At 49.5% G+C, this 19,838-nt stretch carries 16 protein-coding genes; 6 read left to right on the top strand and 10 right to left on the bottom strand.

The genetic code is table 11. The features are described 5' to 3' along the window. Positions 1 to 65: 65 nt before the first annotated feature. Positions 66 to 1,673, bottom strand: a complete 1,608-nt coding sequence (gene metG, locus H6F86_RS13235; RefSeq protein ID WP_190449081.1) for a methionine--tRNA ligase — start codon at positions 1,671 to 1,673, stop codon at positions 66 to 68. An 872-nt stretch (positions 1,674 to 2,545) separates the two neighbouring features. Between metG and H6F86_RS13230 the strand changes: the two genes are divergently transcribed. Further along, the gene (locus tag H6F86_RS13230; RefSeq protein WP_190449080.1) at positions 2,546 to 3,268 is read left to right on the top strand and encodes a lysophospholipid acyltransferase family protein; all 723 of its coding nucleotides are present in this window, start codon (positions 2,546 to 2,548) and stop codon (positions 3,266 to 3,268) included. A gap of 89 nt (positions 3,269 to 3,357) precedes the next feature. Beyond that, the gene (locus H6F86_RS13225; RefSeq protein ID WP_190449079.1) at positions 3,358 to 4,170 is read left to right on the top strand and encodes an alpha/beta fold hydrolase; all 813 of its coding nucleotides are present in this window, start codon (positions 3,358 to 3,360) and stop codon (positions 4,168 to 4,170) included. An 80-nt stretch (positions 4,171 to 4,250) separates the two neighbouring features. Here H6F86_RS13225 and H6F86_RS13220 read toward each other — a convergent pair whose 3' ends face one another. Beyond that, on the bottom strand, positions 4,251 to 4,724 hold the full coding sequence (locus tag H6F86_RS13220; protein ID WP_190449078.1) for a phycobilisome protein: 474 nt from the start codon (positions 4,722 to 4,724) through the stop codon (positions 4,251 to 4,253). A 386-nt stretch (positions 4,725 to 5,110) separates the two neighbouring features. Here H6F86_RS13220 and H6F86_RS13215 point away from each other — a divergent pair, with 386 nt between their 5' ends. Beyond that, a complete protein-coding gene (locus H6F86_RS13215; RefSeq protein ID WP_190449077.1) occupies positions 5,111 to 5,581 on the top strand; it encodes a hypothetical protein in 471 nt (156 codons plus the stop codon). 376 nt (positions 5,582 to 5,957) lie between these two features. Further along, a complete protein-coding gene (locus tag H6F86_RS13210) occupies positions 5,958 to 9,569 on the top strand; it encodes a PAS domain S-box protein (RefSeq protein WP_190449076.1) in 3,612 nt (1,203 codons plus the stop codon). Positions 9,570 to 9,577: 8 nt separating this feature from the next. On the opposite strand, the gene H6F86_RS13205 is transcribed toward H6F86_RS13210, so the two are convergent. Together H6F86_RS13205 and H6F86_RS13200 are read right to left on the bottom strand one after the other, a co-directional pair. After that, complete coding sequence (locus H6F86_RS13205; RefSeq protein WP_190449075.1) at positions 9,578 to 9,781, bottom strand: hypothetical protein; 204 nt, start codon at positions 9,779 to 9,781, stop codon at positions 9,578 to 9,580. 384 nt (positions 9,782 to 10,165) lie between these two features. After that, positions 10,166 to 10,474: a hypothetical protein gene (locus H6F86_RS13200; protein ID WP_190449074.1), complete on the bottom strand. Its 309-nt coding sequence runs from the start codon at positions 10,472 to 10,474 to the stop codon at positions 10,166 to 10,168. 508 nt (positions 10,475 to 10,982) lie between these two features. Between H6F86_RS13200 and H6F86_RS13195 the strand changes: the two genes are divergently transcribed. Beyond that, the gene (locus tag H6F86_RS13195) at positions 10,983 to 11,765 is read left to right on the top strand and encodes an alpha/beta hydrolase-fold protein (RefSeq protein ID WP_190449073.1); all 783 of its coding nucleotides are present in this window, start codon (positions 10,983 to 10,985) and stop codon (positions 11,763 to 11,765) included. Positions 11,766 to 11,800: 35 nt separating this feature from the next. Here H6F86_RS13195 and moaA read toward each other — a convergent pair whose 3' ends face one another. Both moaA and H6F86_RS13185 read right to left on the bottom strand, forming a co-directional pair. Next, positions 11,801 to 12,787 carry a GTP 3',8-cyclase MoaA gene (gene moaA / locus H6F86_RS13190; RefSeq protein ID WP_190449072.1) on the bottom strand — a complete coding sequence of 329 codons (987 nt, stop codon included), beginning with the start codon at positions 12,785 to 12,787 and terminating at the stop codon, positions 11,801 to 11,803. A 29-nt stretch (positions 12,788 to 12,816) separates the two neighbouring features. Next, the gene (locus H6F86_RS13185; protein WP_242033508.1) at positions 12,817 to 14,367 is read right to left on the bottom strand and encodes an MFS transporter; all 1,551 of its coding nucleotides are present in this window, start codon (positions 14,365 to 14,367) and stop codon (positions 12,817 to 12,819) included. On the opposite strand from H6F86_RS13185, the gene H6F86_RS13180 reads away from it, so the two are divergent. After that, complete coding sequence (locus H6F86_RS13180) at positions 14,346 to 14,624, top strand: hypothetical protein (protein ID WP_190449158.1); 279 nt, start codon at positions 14,346 to 14,348, stop codon at positions 14,622 to 14,624. The two genes, H6F86_RS13185 and H6F86_RS13180, sit on opposite strands and share 22 nt — an antisense overlap. A 72-nt stretch (positions 14,625 to 14,696) precedes the next feature. Here the strand turns inward: H6F86_RS13180 and H6F86_RS13175 are convergent, their stop codons facing one another. The 4 genes from H6F86_RS13175 to H6F86_RS13160 form a co-directional block, all read right to left on the bottom strand. Beyond that, entirely contained in the window at positions 14,697 to 15,449 is a 753-nt protein-coding gene (locus H6F86_RS13175; protein ID WP_190449070.1) for a Stp1/IreP family PP2C-type Ser/Thr phosphatase, read from the bottom strand. Positions 15,450 to 15,511: 62 nt separating this feature from the next. Then, positions 15,512 to 17,254, bottom strand: a complete 1,743-nt coding sequence (locus H6F86_RS13170; protein WP_190449147.1) for an AarF/UbiB family protein — start codon at positions 17,252 to 17,254, stop codon at positions 15,512 to 15,514. A gap of 360 nt (positions 17,255 to 17,614) precedes the next feature. Further along, positions 17,615 to 17,938 carry a DUF6825 family protein gene (locus H6F86_RS13165; protein WP_190449069.1) on the bottom strand — a complete coding sequence of 108 codons (324 nt, stop codon included), beginning with the start codon at positions 17,936 to 17,938 and terminating at the stop codon, positions 17,615 to 17,617. Positions 17,939 to 18,066: 128 nt separating this feature from the next. After that, entirely contained in the window at positions 18,067 to 19,608 is a 1,542-nt protein-coding gene (locus H6F86_RS13160; protein WP_190449068.1) for a serine/threonine-protein kinase, read from the bottom strand. Between the last annotated feature and the right edge of the window lie 230 nt (positions 19,609 to 19,838).

The following is a 19,838-nucleotide window of genomic DNA, read 5'->3' as shown; positions in this document are numbered from 1 at the left end:
CTAAACCTTGATTTTATGAGGGGATTTTTAATCAATGAGCAGACGTTGAGTCTCCTTCGGTCTGCTTAGGACGAAACGGCTTCTAAAACTTCTAAGCGTTGAAATACAGGTTGAGGTTCACCCAGAGCCTGCTTTGGAGGAAGTGTTCCCCAACCGGCATGAGTTGCAAACGGAGCGGCAATATGAATTAACGTGTGTTCATTGAAGTTAACTGAAAAGCCCAACTGCTGGTAGACCGCTGTACTAAGCTGTGGCGTGATCGGCGCTAAGAGGTATGCCGCAAGTCTGACTGACTCTAATACAGTGTACAAAATTTGTTCAACTGCCTGTTGTTGACCTTGCTTGTGAAGTGACCACGGTGCTTGATCATCAATATACTTGTTGCCAGCTTTCACCAGGCTTAGAATTGCCTCACAGGCTTCGCTAAAGGCAAGAGCGTCGTATGCCTGCGTGACACGATCGCCCAGACCAACCCCGATCGCCATCAACGTATTCTCTGCTTGAATTGCGTCAGGTGACAGCTCTGGAACGATTGCACTGCAGTACTTATAAGCCATTCTCAACGTGCGATTAAGCAGATTGCCCAAATCGTTTGCTAGATCTGCATTCAACGTGTTGATAAAGCGCGTTTCGTTAAAGTCACCGTCACGCCCAAATTCAATCTCTTTAAGAAAATAATAGCGAACGGCATCCGACCCGTAGCGATCGACTAAGGCAACTGGATCAAGCACATTACCCAGCGTTTTGCCCATTTTTTGCCCGTCTTTGGTTAAATGTCCATGCCCAAAAATGCGTCCTGGCAGCGGCAACCCAGCCGATAGCAGCATAGCGGGCCAATAAACTGCATGAAACCGTAGGATATCCTTACCAATCAAATGGGTGTCGATCGGGTACCAGCGCTTGAGGGCATTCTCCAAGGTTGGCTCCTCATCGGGTTCTAGTAGAGCCGTTACGTAGCCCAAGAGCGCATCAAACCAAACGTAAATCGTGTGTTTGGGATCGTTCGGTACTCGAATGCCCCAATCGAGATTAACGCGAGAGATTGAAAAGTCTTGCAAGCCTTGACTCACAAAGCTAAGGACTTCGTTACGACGTGCCTCTGGTTGAATAAAGTCAGGCTGCTCGGCATACAAAGCCTCTAGCTGACTTTGATACTTCGACAATCGAAAAAAGTAGTTTTCTTCGTTGCGCCACTCAGCTACACGATTGGTATGAATCGAGCAGCGATGATCATCTAGCAAATCTCGCTCTTCTTTAAACTCTTCGCAGGAAAGGCAATACCAGCCTTGCTGCCGCCCTAAATAGATGTCACCGTGATCCCAGACACGCTGAAAAAACTCATTAACGATTGCCTCATGGCGGGGATCAGTCGTGCGAATAAAACGATCGTACTGAATGTTGTACTGCTGCCAGAGGGCTTTAAAGCTTGCAGCGATCTGATCACAGTGTTCTTGCGGTTGCAACCCTTGGCTTTCAGCCGTCCGCTGTATGTTCTGCCCGTGCTCATCTGTGCCTGTAATCATTAGCACAGACTTACCCTGCAAGCGCCGAAAACGAGCAATCGCATCAGCAGCGATCGTTGGATAGGCACTGCCAACGTGAGGCAATCCATTTACATAATAGAGTGGCGTTGTAATGGTAAATGGATTACTAGCTATCGACTGAGAATTCATACGATTTGAACGAAAAAACAAATACTACGAAAAAATAGAAGAGACTTCTAGCTTAAGGTTCAACGTGATATAGCTAGTGGTTGAGAACACTACTTCTAGCATTTCGCTCGATTACTAGCACAGACCAACTAGCACTAAAAATCAAGGTTGATGCAGCAGCTAATCACCTAAATTGTGTGCTCTTCCTAAACTATTTGCTCTTCGCCCAATCGAAAAGGATGACTTAATCTGTTAATTCTAGCTAGAAACAGCAGTTTCACAGCTAAGAAAATCTTAAGTTAATCATCAGACTAGCTGAACTCATACCAATTGAAATTGAAAAGGTGTCACCTGACATTGAGGTAATAGCCAGTAACAGAGCGGTGCTAGAGCAATAGCGTGTCCTACTGAATGGCTAAGGGTAGCAAGAATGGCGGTAAAGCATGTTTGAAATTCGTTATCACAATCCGTAATACATTTAGTAGCGTGTGTACCGCCTAAACTTTGCGTTCGCATTGTAGCCAGATGCAAGCACCACAGTTTTAGGCGTACATAATTTTTGCCTAGAAAGAGCTTCGGAATCGCCTCTGAACACTGATCAGTCTGACAGTAGGTTTAGATGAGTTGCTGAAACATAGATAAGGGGGAGAAGCAAGCGATCAGATAAGAATGGCTGACTCAAGTGGAAACGGTTATAAAGATAGGTTTTTTCGCCTACCTCTTCTGGCAGCGGTAAAGCATGGGTCAGCAGCGTAAAATGAATCGGTTGCCTCGCTTGGTTAGCCTGCGATACTGCAATGTCGCGATCGTCCTTACAATTGCTGTTAGGCTATGTAAAGCAATGTAACGCATTCCCCTCTTAGCCTTGCTTCCTGATTTTTTTGGCTTGCCCCATGCCTTCAGCTCAACCACTTCAGCTTTCGCGTCTTCTGCTTGCAGCGTTAGGAATACGCCTCTATACGCAGCATCAAGACCGTATTCCTCAAGCTGGACCCGTACTCCTTGTCAGCAACCATCGCAGCTTTCTCGATGCTCCACTCTTGATGGCTGCCTTGAATCGCCCGATCCGCTTTGCTTGCCATCACTACATGGGTCAGGTGCCTGTGATGCGAGACATTGTTGAAAAAATGGGCTGCTTTCCACTAGATCTGCCGGAGCACCGACAGCAAACTTTTTTTAATCAGGCAGTACAGCTTTTACAGAGTCAGCAAGTGGTGGGGCTTTTCCCAGAAGGTGCTGAACCGATGGTAAAGCAGACGCTACCCAAGCAAGTAGGCGTGTTTCAGCGTGGTTTTGCTCACTTGGCGCTACGTGCTCCGGTACAAGATTTGGTGGTGCTGCCTGTAGCGATCGTGTCCGATGCTGAAGCCACAAATGCAGCAGTTCCCCTGAGGCTGCTGAGTTTTTTTGACCCCTCAGAGCCACTTTTTTCGCAGGAGGGTTGGCACCCAATGGTTATTTACCAACGGGTTAATCTTTTGGTGGGTCGCCCTCAGTGGATCAGCCCAGCGCAGCGCCAGCACTATCAGGGTAAACAAGCGAAAGCCCTTGTGACTGAACTAACTCAGCAGTGTCGCAACGAAATTGATGACTTGTTGCGCCAGGGAAGCTACTAGGAACTTAAACTCAGAAGGCAAGAGCAAAAGGAATTCTGAACTTAAAGGTGCTCTCTCCCCTTACTCCTCAACCCTCTCCCCCTTTCACCATGCCAAACGTTCAAAGCCATCCCTGCTTTCTCACGCCACAGCGATTGCAACCAGATTATCCATTGTTTGTCTTTTTGCCTGGCATGGATGGCACTGGTCGCCTTCTGCGAGCGCAAACGGCTGGACTGGAAACAGCGTTTGATGTGCGTTGCCTCGCGATTCCACCGGATGATTTGACCAACTGGCAGGTTTTAACTGAAAACGTGGTTGCGCTAATTGAGGCAGAATTGCAGCAGTCGCCCGATCGCCCAGTTTACCTGTGCGGTGAGTCGTTTGGGGGTTGCTTGGCAATGAAAGTCGCGCTGCATGCGCCACAGCTTTTTGACCGTATCATTCTGGTTAACCCTGCCTCTTCGTTTCGCCGTAAACCTCTGGTGATGTGGGGGGCACAAGTCACACGCTGGGTTCCAGAATTTGTCTATCGGCTGTCCTCGATCACGTTGATGCCCTTTTTGGCGTATTTGGGACGAGTGACAGAGGGCGATCGACAGGCGTTTTATGATGCAGTGCTCTCTGTGCCCCAGCGTACCTCGATCTGGCGGCTCTCACTGTTGAGCGACTTTGATGTTGATGATGAGCAGTTCCAGCAGCTTCAGCAGCCAATTTTGCTGCTAGCTAGTGCTGCTGATCGCCTCTTGCCCTCATTAGCAGAGGTTGAGCATTTAGCTAGGTTTTTTCCCAATGCCCAAACTGTTGTATTGCCCCATAGTGGTCATGCTTGTTTGCTAGAGGCAGGGGTGAACCTGTATGAAATTATGGAAGCCCAAGATTTTTTGGTGAAACATAGTCAAGAGCTATCGCGATCGCACTGAAAAGAAAGGGCTGAGGGAGAAGAGTTTTGAGTTCTAAGTTTTGAGTAACGCTTCTCAGCTCCTCTCCCTTACTTCTATGCTCAAACGTGCGCTTCTAATGACTGCGTAATCAGATCAAAGTAAGGACGGGTCATCGCTAAAGCATCGTTAGAAAGGACTGTGGCGATCGCTTCTTGTAAGTAACGGTAAGCGAGGACGCAGTGGGCTGTGCGTTTGTGTGCCAGCAAGATTGTATCTAACCAGGACATTATTTGTTCTTTAAAGAAGATTTCGTCATCCCGTAAGATGGATAGCGCTACATAGCGTAACACCTCAGTCATGTCATATTTGCAGCGCTGCCCGTGCTGTTGAATCAGTTCTGGATAGCTCTGTGCTAGCTTGCGAAGCGCTTGGAGAATGAACTTGTCGCTGTTGTCGCGTAGCTGCTGATAGGTTTGCAGACGCACGGCATAGCTTCGAGCATAATGCTCCAACTGAGAAAGCTCCTGAGCGCCAAGATAGCGTCCATCCGCTTCCAAAATACTTTTTTCCAGTTTGTGATTAAGGGTGTGCATAGTGAGCCGTGCTGGAGTGTATATCAATATGAGCGTGCATCAAATGCACCTTGCTAGTCATAATTGTTTCGGCGATCGATCGCTTCCTAGAGGCTAGTTGATGCAGCACGATCGCAAATTATTCTTGCCCTTTTAATTTGCCCACCTTTAGAAATAGCTTGAACATAATGCAGCGATTCGCAACACATCGTATTGCTTCTTGATGTACCGCGTTTGAGCCCATTGCTGTTTGATCAGGAGAAAAATCAATGGTAAGAGTGGCAACGGTATGATTGTGCACTTTCACCCATTCGTCCTTAGGGCAGTGCGGCAACCCGTACCGTAGTGCTGATGTGGGCACAGTAGCTTAGAAGCGAGAATAGAAAATATAGTTGCGGGCTGATGCTATGAGTCGAATTTGGAGCAAGGTAAGCAAGGTGGTGGGTGCGCTGTTTCTTTACGGTGGCGGCACTACCTCGATCGCGCTAGTAACTGCGATTTTGCTTAGTCACGCTACTGGCGGTCTTTTGGCAGCTTTGGTGATCGCCCTTATCTCCTTTGGGCTTGCTCCTGCGTCTCTAGGCGGTTGGCTGTTGCATGCTAGTTCTAAGTTAGAGCGGCAGGCATTACGTGAGCGCTTCTTTCAGCTTCTTCATGCCAGCCACGGTAGGGTATCCGTACTAAATTTTGCAGCAAACGCTCGCTTAGAACCTGCGATCGCACGTCAGCATTTAGATGACTGGGCAAAAGAATTTTCTGCCACGTTTGAAGTAAGCGACGAAGGCAATATCTATTATGTCTTTACTACAGATCCACTTGTACTCCCTGAAATGAACTACCTGGGAACCCTGGGTCAGACTATTCGCCAATGGCTGTAGTTCATTGTTTGAGCTGTAAAACGGTTGAGTATTTACAGGTTACTTAAGTGACCCGTGGTTTTACGGTGGTGACTATGTAATACTCTCAGTAAAGTCAAAGACGATTCGTGTTAGTACTGAGAAAAGCTTGGGCATACTCCCTATAGTGAGCGTCGGGTGTTTGCCATCTCTTTACTTCATATCCCCTTCCTTTTAATTAAAGTCAGCTTCATACCGTTTAGGGGTTGAAACGTAGTTTGTCAGCAGCAAAGCGGCTTTCTAAGCAGTATGACTGAGTGCGATCGTGCAGCCATGACGATGGCGGTTCTCATTATCTTTAAAGACCTTATGCTGAAGATCAAGTGCTCATAGTCGTTCTACGCCTTTAGCCGCTGCAATGAAACCTGAATATCTTGAAAGCTTGCGCGATTGTTGCCAGAGCGAAGCAGCGTTTGAGCAACTACAACACATCTTATTAACAGCAGAAGCCGAGCGCCAGCAGACTGAGCTGAAGATGCTTTGTCATTCGTTGCTGAGTGATTCGACTCGTGGTGTGGCAGTGAGTGCCAATCACACCCACTATCTTAAGTCGCTTGAAGAGCTGATTCTCGAGCGGACGGCTGATTTGCTCGACACAAACAGTCGGTTGCGGCAGGAAATTGTTGAGCGTAGACGCGCTGAAAAAGCGTTGCAGGAGAGTGAGCAAAGGTTTCGATCGCTGATTGAGAACGCCACTGACATCATTGTGGTGCTGGATCGGAAGGGAATTTTTCGGTATTGCAGCCCTTCTGCCGCAAAAGTCCTGGGCTATACCATGCAGGATGTCGTTGGCTACAGCACTACAGAGTTTGTACATCCAGACGATGTGCCGCTCATCATCACTGTGCTTGAGCAGGCAATCAAGAACCCCAACGTTAGTCAGCCTGTGATCGAGTACCGTGTACGAGACCGCAATGGCGCATGGTGCTTTTTTGAAGCAGTGGCAACGAGCTTGTTAGATGTGCCAGCGATTCGTGGTGTCGTTATCAACTGCCACGATATTACCGAACGCAAACGTGCCGAAGAAGCCTTGCTTGTTGCCAATCGGCAAACGGTCAATATTCTCGAAAGCATCACGGATGCTTTTATGTCGTTAGATAAACAGTGGCGACTGACCTATGTGAATCAGCAGGCAGCACAACTTTGTCAGCGATCGCCAGAAGCTTTGCTGGGACAAAGCCTTTGGGCTGTCTTTCCCGATCTTGTCGGCTCTATCTTAGATCAGGAGTATCACCGTGCGATGGCAGAGCAGGTGCCAGTCACGTTTGAGGAGTTTCACCCGTCCCTTAATGCCTGGTTTGATGTCCGGCTGTTTCCTTCTGCCGATGGGATGTCCTTATTTTTTCTGGATGTTACCGATCGCAAGCATGCACAGGCAGAACTATTAGAGATGAGCACCGCGCTTGGTAATGCAGTCGAAGGTATTGCTCGCGTCAATATCGACGGACAATACGTTGCCTTAAACCGGGCGTATGCCGCTGCTCTTGGCTATGAACAAGAAGAAATGATTGGGATGGTTTGGCAGCAAACAGTGCATCCCGATTGTATTCATAGCGTGGTGGCAGCGTATCAGCAGATGATGGTTGAAGGCAAAGCTGAAGTGGAGGTCATGGGCTTACGTAAGGATGGCTCGACCTTTTACAGTGAAAAGGTCATGGTGGCAGCACATGACTGGCACGATCGGCTGATTGGTTTTCACTGTTTTACAAAAGATATTACGGAGCGAAAACAGGCAGAAGCGGCACTATTAGAGAGCCAGGAACGCTTTAAGCTGACGCTTGAAACAACGCAGATGGGAACATGGGACTACGAACAGAAGACAGGCATAAATAATTGGTCAGAGAGCTGCAAACACTTGTTTGGTGTGGTACCAGATACTTCCGACGCTACAGAGGCAGCGTTTCTTGATTGTGTGCATCCTGACGATCGCGAAGCTGTTAGGATGCACATTCTTTTGCAGAGCCAACAGGCAGCGAACTACAGCAAAGAATTTCGGATTGTTCATCCAGATGGCAGTATTCGCTGGATTGCGGAGCGAAGCCATACCTTTCACGACGAAGCGGGTATGCCTGTAAGAACGCTGGGCATTTCGATGGACATTACTGATCGCAAACGTTTTGAAGAAGCACTGCGCCAGCAAGCTGAACGCGAACGATTGGTGGGTACGATCGCTCAACGCATTCGCAACTCGTTGGATTTAAAGGAAACGTTGAACACAACTGTATCTGAGGTGCGGCAATTCTTAAAAGCCGATCGGGTTGTCCTCTTTGTGGTGGAGCAAAGAAACAGTAGACGAGTCATGGCTGAATCTGTTGATACGTGTTGGCAGCCAATGATAGGGCTGAACGTGCAGGAAAACTGGGTGCAGCAACGGCAACAGGAGTACGAGCAGGGTAAAAATTTGGTGCTTGCTAATGTGCAAGACCTTGACTCTAACAATGTGTTTCGGCAGTTTTTGGAAGTATGGCAGGTGAAAGCCGCTTTAGCCGTGCCGATTTTGCATGGAAAGACTATTTGGGGAGTGCTGGTAGTACATCAGTGTGCAACTGAACGACACTGGGAAACGTTTGAAATGGAGCTACTAGAGCAACTGGCAACCCAGGTTTCAATTGCTATTCAGCAGGCAGAACTCTATTGTCAGGTGCAGCAGCTTAACACAGCACTGGAAGCTCAAGTCCACGATCGCACCGCTCAACTTCAACAGGCGTTACGGTTTGAAGCGACCTTAAAGCGCATTACGGACTCAGTACGCGACAGTCTAGACGAAGACCGCATTTTGCAAACTGCCGTGCAAGAACTGGCATCGGGGTTGAAGATTATGGGTTGTGATGCCGCACTCTACGACCTTGAGCAACGCACGTCTACCGTTTGCTACGAACATATCCTGTCAGACCTCCCGACCGCCAATGGGCTTACCGTCAAGATGGACAGTCTGGCTGAGGTCTACGATTGGTTATTACGGGAGCAATGCTTTCAATTTTGTCGTATCCAGTCCTGTGAACCACGGCTCTTAGGCAAAAGAAATTCCATCCTGACGTGCCCCATGGTAGACGATCAAGGCGTCATTGGCGATTTGTGGCTTTTCCGACCCGCTGACGACATCTTTACAAGCCAGGAGATCCGGTTGGTGCAGCAAGTCGCAAACCAGTGTGCGATCGCGATTCGGCAAGCGCGTCTCTATCAGGCTGCCCAGGCGCAAGTTGCGGCTCTAGAAGAACTCAACCAACTCAAAGATGACTTTCTCAGCACGGTTTCCCACGAATTGCGAACACCCATGTCTAACATGAAGATGGCAATTCACATGCTGAAAACCGTTACGGCACCGGAGCGGCAGGCACGTTACCTTGATATTCTGCAAGCAGAATGCCTACGCGAAATCGAACTCATTAATGATTTGCTCGACTTGCAACGACTGGAGGCAGCAGCATACCCTGTGGCTCTGGAACAGGTTGATCTACAAGAGTGCCTTGCGACGATCGTTGAGCCGTTTTATTCGCGAGCAGACGATCGACAGCAGACACTGACCGTACAACTACCAACCATTTTTCCAACCATAACAACCGACAAGGCAACGCTACAAAGGGTAATCGCTGAGTTGCTCAACAATGCCTGTAAATATACGTCTCCTGGAAGGGCAGTAACGTTAATGGTTGAGTATGACCCAGCATCCGATGCTAATACGTATGAAGTTTTGCCCTACATCGTCTTTACGGTTGCTAATCAAGCTGAGATCCCTGCCTCAGAACTGCCACATATCTTTGAAAAGTTTTACCGCGTGCCCAATGCTGATCCCTGGAAGCAAGGCGGAACTGGTCTGGGGCTAGCACTGGTACAGCGTCTGATTGCCCAGCTGGAAGGCGTTATTTTAGTTGAGAGCCGTAATGGTTGGACACACTTCTCCATTCAGTTACCCGTGCCTACTTGCTCTTTCATACCCAGCATGGTGCAACTCAGTCCACAAGTCAGCTAAACCGCGAGTTACTCAACAACACGCAGAAGTCCCATACTTAAGCGATCGAAGACGTTTCTGACCTGATTCTGCTCTGCTTGAGTAAGTGGCACTTCAGCAAGCATGGCGTGAAAGAAAAAGTCCTTATCTAAGCGGGTAATTCTGCCAGAACGCATAATGCGATCAATCACCTGCGCGATGGTGAGTCGGTTGGAGCCATTTGATGGGGTCATAGATAGCAATCTCCTTCTCATGCAGTGGCGCTCATGTTGCAAGCATCACTTCATGTAATCTTTATAGAGATAGCTTCGCTCATGAATGACGTGGTTTGCTCCACCCAAAAGATTCATCCGATCAGGTGAAAATACATAGATAGCTCAGAAGCTATGCCGCTGCCAGCCGTTGCTCTTTCGCGATCAGTGCTGCGTTGATCGCTACAGCTTGCTTCTTAGTAGAGATGTGTCTAGCAGACGAAGAGAACGTTAGGACAAACATCAACCTTGAAACTTCCTTTGAGCAAGGGTTTCTCTTCATCCCTCATCCTTTGGCCAGAGAGTGTGGTTCGTAACAGTATGTTGATGCTGCCTCAAGCCTTGGCATCCTATACTGACAGCTATTTAAGCGCTTTGAAGCCGTTTAGATCTTTTGTGTGCTTGACGAGTTGAGGTTCGATAGACTTCTTCTTGAGCAAAACAAACGGACAGCCGCTGAGCACCTGTAATGACCCATACTGCGCTACGTAGTCGATCGATTTCACTCAAAAGCTGGTCAACCATCCAGGCTTCTGAGCAATGGATCGTTAGCGTATTATTTTGACTAAGGTGCAGAAAACATTCTGCCAATGTTTCTGCAAAGCAAGAGCGGAGACGATCTAGACGGTGCTTTTCGAGAACGAGCAAATCTTCAACAGTCAATTCGAGAGACATAACAGCAATCCTCAAGTGAAGATGTCCTGATTTAACTTCATTAGCAGAATTGCTCCCTACGGTAAATCCCAGGATTTTATTAGGGTAGGAGTAATTTGTCTCAGGATATGTACGGAACGTAGCGACTTGTTGACACTAACGTTTTAGCTGTAAGAGCTAGCTCAACCGGTGTTTTAACAATGTGAAGTTAGACACAAGCATTTATTGGATTAGCACAAAGTATAGTGATGTTGACTTGTGGCTTAAGCTAATCCTTAACATCAAGTGGAAACTTGAAGCATCGCCTTATCAACTGCTGGAAGCCGAATTGTGTTTAAGACTGTTATTTGTTAGAGCGGTTAGTAGGGAATTTCGCTGGTTGTTACTGTATCCAAAAACGATTGCATCATAGTAACCGAATCGTAACAATCCAAGCATCCGCGAGCGACCTAGAAAGGCTACTTACGCTTTTCAATCTAAGCCTTGCTCAACCACGATCGCACGTCGTTTATCCCTTCTTCACTGCACTATGGGCAATATTACTATCATCCGCGACTTCTATTCTGACGTGGAGCGGATGACACGCACGCTGCGTATTTTCATACCAGAAGCTTATACGCAGCAGCCTAACCAGTCCTTTCCTGTACTGTATATGCTAGACGGGCAGAATGTTTTTTCCCATCCTGAATCAGCCGCTTTTGATACCTGGTGCACGAATACGACGATGGAGGCACTGGTTAGCGCAGGCACCTTTCGCCCCTGGATTATTGTGGGCATCGACAGCACGCGCGATCGCATGATTGAGTACTCGCCTTGGGCGGGTGGTCGGGGCGATCTGTGCGCTCAATTTTTGGTTAGCCAGCTTAAACCGTACATCGATCGCACCTATCGGACGCTGCCACAGCCACAATGGACGAGCGTCATGGGTTCTAGCATGGGTGGACTATTATCGCTTTACATTGGCAAAAAGTACGCCAACATAGTGGGGCGCATTGGTGGACTCTCTCCAGCACTAATGTGGGGCGGCGATCAAATGTTTAAGCTTTGGGATCAGCACACTGAACTTTGGTCAAAAATTTATCTCTACGTGGGTAGCCAGGAGCAATATTCGTTTTATGGTGCTTGGCTCGACTATGTGCCCGTCACACGAGACTTTTACAAGCATCTCAAACAGCTTGGTTATAGTGATCACGAAGTTCACTTTCTGTTGGCAGAGGGTGAAACGCACTACGAAACCTCGTGGCAACGACGATTGCCTGAGATCTGGCGCTGGCTATTAGAAGAACCCAAAGCAGAACCCTTGCGCGTATAAGAAAACGATGAAAACTTTTCCGCGCTGTCACACCTTCACCCACCAATCTGGGACATGGTGCGGTTGTAAGTGCCTGTTGTGCCAGAATCACGCTCTTTGTAGTTGATTTCGGGTTTGAGCATCAGCAAGTCGCGTACCTGTTGGCGGAGCTGGGCGAGGGGAACGCCTGATCGCAGTGCTGTTCTCAAATCAAGCTGTCCCGTTTCATTGAGTAAGCAAGGACGCAACCAACCATCAGCAGAGAGACGCATCCGGTTACAGCGATCGCAGAAGCATTCTGACATCTGGCTAATGAAGCCGAGCGTGCCTTTCGCACCAGGAATTTTGAACACATCCGCGGGACCATTGCCACGTACTTGTCCATCGGTTAGCCCCCAGCGGTCGCGAATGCGTTGCCGCAGTTCTTCGGAACTGACCCAGCCGCGATCACTAAACAGGTAATCGTTGCCGATTGGCATAAATTCGATGAAGCGGACGTGCCATTCGCGCTCAATGCTCAAGGCTGCCAAGTCTAAGACTTCCTGATCATTGACACCGGGGATCACGACTACGTTAAGCTTCAGGGGATTGAAACCGACTTGATACGCCGCCTGAATACCATCCCATACTTGCTGCCAACGCGAACGACCGTGATGACCAATAATGGCGTCAAATACATCTGGTTGCAGTGAATCCAGACTAATGTTGATGCGCCGTAAGCCTGCGTTATGGAGCTCTCGCGCCATACCAGCGAGTAAAAACGCATTCGTCGTCATAGACAGGTCTTGCGTTTCAGGGAACTGAGCGATCGCTTGCACAATTTCCACTACGCCAGGACGAAGCAGCGGTTCGCCGCCAGTTAGCCGAAAGCGGGTAAACCCAACCGGGATAAACACTTCATGGAGTAAGGTCAACAACTCCTCTTGCGTTAGTAGATTCTGTTGCAAAGCATAGGTCAGGTCTGTGCCCTCTGGCATACAGTACTGGCAGCGAAAGTTGCAGCGATCGATAAGGCTAATGCGGAGATAGTCAACCTGGTTCATGCTTCCATTGTGGCGGATCTTGCAGCCGTTCAGTGTGTCGCATCATGCAATTGGGCTGACCTTGCTAGCGCTGGCACTCCAACAGCCACTGGCTCTAATACTGGTTCTTCTAGCGCTGCTGCTTCCGTTGCTTCTAGCGCTGGGTTCGATCTGGAAGGAAACAATACTTGCATCATCTGCTTTAGCGATTGCCCCCGTTGCTCATGTACCAGTATGAGCGGTAAGAGTGCCACCAAGCGCACGATCGCTGAGAGCGCAAACAGGCCTGGAATACCACCATAGTTTGCAAATTCTGCTAGAAAACCGCCAACGGTTGTACCTACAGCACCGCTGATCCCCGCTATAGCTGCCGCGATCGCAAAGTACGTTGCCTGCTGCTGGACTGGAGCCACACCAAGCTGAAGATTGTTACTGCACAAGTCGATCGCTGCCCATGTTGCACCCGCCACAATATGCAGCAGTGGTAGCCAGAGCCAGAGCGAAAGCGAGTTTGTACCCGTTCCTAGCCATAACAACGGTGTGATGGCAACTAAAATACCGACTGCAAGCAGAATTGGACGATTGCCCACGCGATCAGCAAGCCTGCCCCATAGGACTAACATCACCATCATGGCTCCGGCTTGTAAACTGTTGTAAACCGTAACCCAACTGACATCGATCGCCAGGTTATCCAGCATATATAGATTGAAAAATGGCGCACTCAAATTTACCGCAAACATCCAGGCGCTGAAATACAGCAGGAAGAAGAGGAAATTCTTGTCTTTTAGGAAGAGTAGTGGGGAGTAGTCAGTGGGGAGTGGGGCAGGGACTAATGCTTGAGTAATGCTCTCTACATCCTCAGTTTCTCCCTGTTCCTCCTCTGCTTCCGCGCTCCCCACCTTGGCTCGCTTCTTCTCCTCTGCTCCCCAGATCCCTTCCCGCTGCCGTTGTGGATTGACATCCACCATGAAAAACTGAAAGCCCAAGCTGATGATGCCTGCTACTATGCCCAAGAGCAAAACAACCCCAAAGCCTCGTACTGAGCCACCTGGAAAGGTAGAGACGGCAAAACCTAAAAGCGGTACGGACAGGAGATTTGTCAGGCTGGCAGTACAATTGCGAATGCCAAAATAACGTCCCCGCAGACGACGTGGTACGAGCGATGCCAACCAACTCAACCAGGAGGCTCCACCCAAAGCACCAATAAAGTGCGTCATGCAGACGGTCGCCAGCGTCCACCAAACTAACTGGTGCGCATCCACAACACCATGCCAGCTAGAAAACGCAATACCAGCCGCTAGAAGTAGCCAGATCAAGCGCGAAGGGACATACACCCAGAGGCAGTAACGATGACGACTGGTGGTGCGATTGCCCAGAAACGCGCCCAGTGGTTGAATCAGGTTTGCCAACATTGGTATTGACGACAGCAACCCTACTTCTGTAGGACTGGCATCTAACTCGACCAAAAAGTTACTAAGCAGCACGCCGCCGGTAACATTTAAGAAAATAGCCGCAAACACTCCATCGAGAGTCGAAGCCGTGAGACTAGTGCGAATCGCCTTTTTTGCCGCGATCAGGGATGGAAATTCTACGATGGGCAACGCAGCTACCGATATTAACCGATGGACTTGTTGCTCTGGGGATAATTCAGGTGCGATCGGTTCTAGCTTCACTACTCCCAAGATCTAGCCTCACTATTCTCAAGATCGAGTTTCCAGCGAAAAAATTGCTCGTACCAATGACGGTTGAGCATACAACACATCCTGTTGAGCTACAGCCTTACTATGCCCCTATCCAGCGGTTGACCGATCGCAATCATGGCTTAAAGCAACTATCGCAAGTCAAAGTGGATTCTTAAAAATTTAGATAACTTTATATGCACGATAAAGGTTGTAGCTGTAGAGCACATAGCCCCACAGGCATAAATCTGCTATGCAGTTTCGCTGTCTTGTTGATTTGAACTACTGATCGCCACAATCACAACTGTGATGTTGTCTCGTCCACCATGCTTTTTTGCAGCGTCAATCAGAGCCGTAGCTGCTCGATCGCAAGCACGAATCGACTTAAGATGCGAGGCAATCAGTTGATCAGACACTTCTTCAGTGAGACCATCGCTACAGAGCAATAGCCGATCGCCTCCCTGTAATGACAATGGCTGGACATCAATTTGCTGGAGGTCTTCACGCCCTAAGCACTGCGCTAAGACGTGTCGCCAAGGGTGAACTCTTGCCTGATCGGCTGTAATTTCACCCACTTTTAATGCCCGTGCTACCCACGTATGGTCTTCGGTCAGTTGCTCCAGCTTCGCACCACGGAGGCGGTAGAGACGTGAATCTCCAGTGTGAGCACACCAGGGCTGTGCATCCCGAAAGATAACTGCAACCGCAGTTGTGCCCATATCAGACCGTTCTGGATGGCTGCGCTGGTCTTTTAAAATTGCCTGATTGGCGCTGAAGAAGGCTCCTTCAAGCAGCGATCGTGAACTCTCACTAGATTGCCAATGAGCGAGAAAATAGGCTTGAATGGCTTGGGTTGCCAGATGGCTTGCTTCTTGACCACCAGCGTGTCCACCCATACCATCTGCAACGATAAAAAAGCGCCCATCTGCATCGATGCAATAAGCATCCTGATTCACAGAGCGCAGAAGCCCCACATCTGTTAGACCTGTGAAAAGGCGTTTCATAAAGGGACTGTGCTGTCGTCAATGACCATTGCAGGCTTCAGTTTATAAAGTTAAACCGATGCTTAAGAAATTCGTTCAGAGCGATCGAGGCGCATCATGAGCCGAATAAACGCGATCGCAGCCGCGATCGCAGCCGATGCAGGGATTAGTGCCCACCAACCATAGCCCGTTGCTAGCAGAATGGTTGCTGAAAGGGTAAAAGCGCATACCAGCAGCGTGTAATTGGTACCCATATTAACGCCACTAAGTCGGCGGAGAATACGATCAGTCTCGATCGATCGTACTCGCACCCGCACGTCACCGCGCTCCAGCTTATCCAGGGTATCTTCAATCCGGCGCGGTAGCCCCAAGGCGGTACTGCTAACTTGTGCCGCCTGCCGCCCAAACTCGCTTAGAATGCTGTTTGCATCTGATGAAGGATTTCCGTTTGCCATAATTTGCATTGCAAAAGGTCTTGCAACCTCCATAAAGTTAAAGTCTGGGTCTAACCCTTTTCCTACACCTTCCAGGGTCGAAAACGCTCGCATCACAAAGGTGAAGGTTGCCGGAAAGCGAAACGGTTGACCGTAAGCAATTTCGTACAAATCGTCACTGATGGCACTGACCGACTGATTCTCAAACGGCTTGTCCATGAAGTTGTCTAGCATGAACTGTACTGATCGCCGTACAGGTCCCATATCGTCTGACTGAGCGAGTGCGCCGAGCTCAACTAATGACGCAACCACACGATCGCCGTCTTTCTGAGCAACGCCAAAGAAGACTTCTAGCAGCTTCTCACGGGTCAGAATGGAGACTTGCCCCATCATGCCAAAGTCGTAGAAAATGAGCGACCCGTCCGCGCTAACTGCAATGTTGCCGGGATGCGGATCGGCATGGAAAAAGCCGTCGTTTAGCAACTGATGCAGATAGGCTTTTGCACCCATTTGAGCAAGCGCTTTGCGATCGAGCCCTGCCGCTTCCAACGCTTCATAGTGACTAATTTTTATGCCCGGAAGATACTCTAGCGTCAGTACCCTAGGTGAGGCATAGCGCCAGTAGACGCGGGGCACATAGACCCAGTTTTCCTGGCGAAAATTGCGCCGAAAGGTGTCAGCATTGCGCCCTTCGTTGAGGTAGTCTACCTCTTCATAGAGAATCTTGCAGCATTCGTCGTAAATACCAAGCCAATCGCGCCCTCTGCCCCATTCAGGATGGTTTTGAAAGTAGCGAGTAATGCCTTTCAAAATCGCCAGGTCAATCTTAAAGAGCTTCAGCAGACCGGGTCGTTGCACTTTGACCACGACTTCTTCACCAGAGTGAAGCTGTGCCCGATGTACCTGCCCCAAACTTGCCGCTGCCAAGGGAATGGGGTCAAAGCTCCGGAACAGCGTCTGAATCGGCTTGCCAAAATCTTGCTCAATAATCGCTTTGGCTTGCTCGTAGCTAAACGCAGGCACTCTATCCTGTAGTTTAGAGAGTTCTTCAACGTACTCAGTAGGGAACAGATCAGCGCGAGTGGAAAACAGTTGACCGACTTTAATAAAGGTGGGACCCAAATCAAGTAAGGTGTCCCGAATCCAAACTGCCTGGCTGCGGCGGCGTAGTTTCTGCTTCTCCTCGGTCATGCCACCGGGGTAGCTCCAAGGCTTCTTGTAAAGCCATTGCGAAAACACCAGTAGCCAAACAAAGGATTGAATGTCGTAAGTACGGCGCAGGCGAGAGTAATTTTCGTGATTCCAACGGTAGGCTTTGTCACCGTAGGGTTTAGACTTGGCACGACGATCGCCCCGCGTAGCTCCACGTGCAGACTTTCTAGCAGACTGCACGTAGCGCGCTGCTACTGCTTCTTCTGCCGTTACGGTATGCCCAGAAGCGGCTTCGTCTAACGATGGCTCTACAAAATCGGCTTCGTCTAGTGTCGTATGATTGACACCTGCAACCGGAAAATCCTGACCATTATGCTGGTCAGATAGGTACACTGGCACTCGGTAGCCAGCAGGAGAGTCCGTATGATCTAGGTGCAGGTTAGCACCCGTTACAGGCTCCGCAGGTTTCGTTGACGGGTCGGAGTCGTGGGAAGAAACAGACACTCGAATTCCTAAAGCTTTGTTTTAATGTAGCTGAACGTAACGGATTGATTGAAAAAAGTTAATGAGTGTAAAATCAGCGGCAGAAAATTTGCCTGATTAAACCTGACTGCTGCTGCGATAGCGCTTCAGCTCGGAGCGTAGTTGTGCGACCTCTGCCCGTAGTTCGTCAATTGTTGCTTGCAGGTCAGTTGGTTGACCAATAGGCACGATCGCCGTCGTAGTACGGCTCCGCTTTGCCGCCTCTGCATCCCGTTGAGCACGAGCCAGTACATCTTCTGTAAACTGACGTAAACGCTCCCGCTGCTCAGCATCAAATCGACCCAGATCACTTAGGGAGTTGGTTAGAACACGCTCTGCTTGCTCATAAACAGCTTCAGCGATCGCTCTACCAACATAGAAAGCATCGAAGGGACTACTCATGAGAACTCTCCGCCATGAAACTGCTGCATTTAACCGGAATTATAGCTTGCTTGCCTCACACACTGCTAGATTGAACGTAAGAGAACAAACCATAAACAGGTTATGCAAGCAACAAGTTAGCCTTTACGTTAGTTGGGCTTTTGGTTTATACCTGGATTCGGTTGCCTCAGTTGTAACCGCTCCTGTTCTAATGGTATGCCTGATGGGTCTGATGCGTCTTCTCCTGAAGGAAGGGGTCGTGGCGTTGAGTCAGTGGCTGGTGCTGGACTAGGCAGCGGCGAGGGCTGTATGTCTGGTTCAACTGGACTGGAAACAGGCGCTGGCGTTGCCTCGATCGTTGCCGTTGGTGAGGGCGTAGGTATTACTGGCACTGGCGCTGGGTCGGGTGCGACTCTAATAACTGGAGGACGATCGCCGGGTTCCTGATCGCGAAACGGCACGGATTCTGGCAAAACTGGAGTGGTGAGCAAGTCTTCAGGCGTTGCCTGGAGCGGCCAATTTTGTGCGGGCGGAAAGTCTTGCGTAGTCTGAAAGAGCGTTGGACCAATGCCATTGATGGCGCTAAAGCGTAGGACTAACCCCAGACCGAACCCTCCTGCGATCGCGATCGCGGCTGTTACCCCTAGCGCTTTCGGCAAACGACTCTTGGGTGCAGGCGCAAAGCTAGGTGTGGACATTGATACTGGAGGCACAGGCGCAGTGGCATGAGTTGGATTGGCGAGTGCTGGTGGAGCCGGAGGAGCCGTGGTGCGACCGGAACCGGTGGCAGTATGAGGCAGGTTGATTGCCGCCGGAAGTTTCCCAGCACCATTGACTCCTTGTGCAGCTGGTAGCGGGTTGCTATCTGGTAGGAGCGCCAACCAGTCAGAGATCGTCTGTGGACGCTCTTGCGCGTTCAATGCCATACCGCTAAGAATGGCGCGTTCGATCGCAGTGCTGAGCTGTGGTTGCAGTTGGCGCGGTGTCACTAAGGGCGTCTGCTGACGGTGTGAGGCAACGATCGGCTCATGCTGCGTCACCAGAAAGTAGAGCGTTGCCGCTAAGGCATAAATATCTGCCGCCGCAGTTAATGCCTTAGCTTGCTGTAGCTCGATTGCTGCATAATGGTTTGCCAATCGAGAGTCTGCGCGATTGACCTCAACTGGGACAGCCCCAGGCGTGATGCTAAAGCCCACCAACACTACAAACGCGGCACCTGTAGGACGGACTAGATTTTCTGGCTTGACATCTCGATGGAGCAAGCCGTGACGATGGATAACGCTAAGTGCCGAGCTAGCCTGACGGATATATTGCACAGCCTGCGCTTCTGGTAATGGCTTTTGCGATCGCACTAGCTCTGCTAATGTCTGACCGGCAACGTAATCCATGACTGCGAACGGTAATCCGGCTTCGGTAAAGCTATCCAGTACTCTCACCAACCCAGGATGCTGGCACTGCGTAAACCGCCGCACTTCTTCTAAAAACGGCTGTCTTAAAGGAGCTATACCCATCTCTGGCTGCGATCGCAATGTTTTTAGCACCACAGCCTGGTTCAAACGAGTCTGAGTCGCTTTGAAAGTGATACCCCACGCACTCTGACCGAGGAGATTATTGAGTACGTATTTGCCGTCTTGCAGCGGTGTACCCGCAGTTAAATTCATGGGCATCACTACCTCAACGATCGTGACCATGCTAACCCTTCCTACTGACCTGAAGCTAGCAAACAGGAGGCAGAAGGCAGAAGGCAGGAGAAAACTCAAAACTCAAACTTATTCTTCATTCCTTACCCTCAGAAACTGTTTGTAAATGTATGTGAAGTAGAAGACAACTACGGTCACAAAGGCGCGATACCAGAAGAGTGACATCTACATGGCTTGAGGATATGAGTCAGCCTTACTACGACAGTGACCTGACCGATGAG

It is taken from the genome of Phormidium sp. FACHB-592, assembly GCF_014695795.1.
Classification (GTDB): Bacteria; Cyanobacteriota; Cyanobacteriia; order Leptolyngbyales; family Leptolyngbyaceae; genus Stenomitos.
The sequence above is the reverse complement of the archived record's forward strand: the minus strand, read 5'-3'. Positions and strand labels throughout refer to the sequence as shown.

What these genes read in the sequence shown, in the direction of transcription:
- metG (WP_190449081.1), bottom strand. Translation starts at nt 1,673, where the DNA reads ATGAATTCTCAGTCGATAGCTAGTAATCCATTTACCATTACAACGCCA.
- H6F86_RS13230 (WP_190449080.1), top strand. Translation starts at nt 2,546, where the DNA reads ATGCCTTCAGCTCAACCACTTCAGCTTTCGCGTCTTCTGCTTGCAGCG.
- H6F86_RS13225 (WP_190449079.1), top strand. Translation starts at nt 3,358, where the DNA reads ATGCCAAACGTTCAAAGCCATCCCTGCTTTCTCACGCCACAGCGATTG.
- H6F86_RS13220 (WP_190449078.1), bottom strand. Translation starts at nt 4,724, where the DNA reads ATGCACACCCTTAATCACAAACTGGAAAAAAGTATTTTGGAAGCGGAT.
- H6F86_RS13215 (WP_190449077.1), top strand. Translation starts at nt 5,111, where the DNA reads ATGAGTCGAATTTGGAGCAAGGTAAGCAAGGTGGTGGGTGCGCTGTTT.
- H6F86_RS13210 (WP_190449076.1), top strand. Translation starts at nt 5,958, where the DNA reads ATGAAACCTGAATATCTTGAAAGCTTGCGCGATTGTTGCCAGAGCGAA.
- H6F86_RS13205 (WP_190449075.1), bottom strand. Translation starts at nt 9,781, where the DNA reads ATGACCCCATCAAATGGCTCCAACCGACTCACCATCGCGCAGGTGATT.
- H6F86_RS13200 (WP_190449074.1), bottom strand. Translation starts at nt 10,474, where the DNA reads ATGTCTCTCGAATTGACTGTTGAAGATTTGCTCGTTCTCGAAAAGCAC.
- H6F86_RS13195 (WP_190449073.1), top strand. Translation starts at nt 10,983, where the DNA reads ATGGGCAATATTACTATCATCCGCGACTTCTATTCTGACGTGGAGCGG.
- moaA (WP_190449072.1), bottom strand. Translation starts at nt 12,787, where the DNA reads ATGAACCAGGTTGACTATCTCCGCATTAGCCTTATCGATCGCTGCAAC.
- H6F86_RS13180 (WP_190449158.1), top strand. Translation starts at nt 14,346, where the DNA reads ATGGAAATTCTACGATGGGCAACGCAGCTACCGATATTAACCGATGGA.
- H6F86_RS13175 (WP_190449070.1), bottom strand. Translation starts at nt 15,449, where the DNA reads ATGAAACGCCTTTTCACAGGTCTAACAGATGTGGGGCTTCTGCGCTCT.
- H6F86_RS13165 (WP_190449069.1), bottom strand. Translation starts at nt 17,938, where the DNA reads ATGAGTAGTCCCTTCGATGCTTTCTATGTTGGTAGAGCGATCGCTGAA.
- H6F86_RS13160 (WP_190449068.1), bottom strand. Translation starts at nt 19,608, where the DNA reads ATGGTCACGATCGTTGAGGTAGTGATGCCCATGAATTTAACTGCGGGT.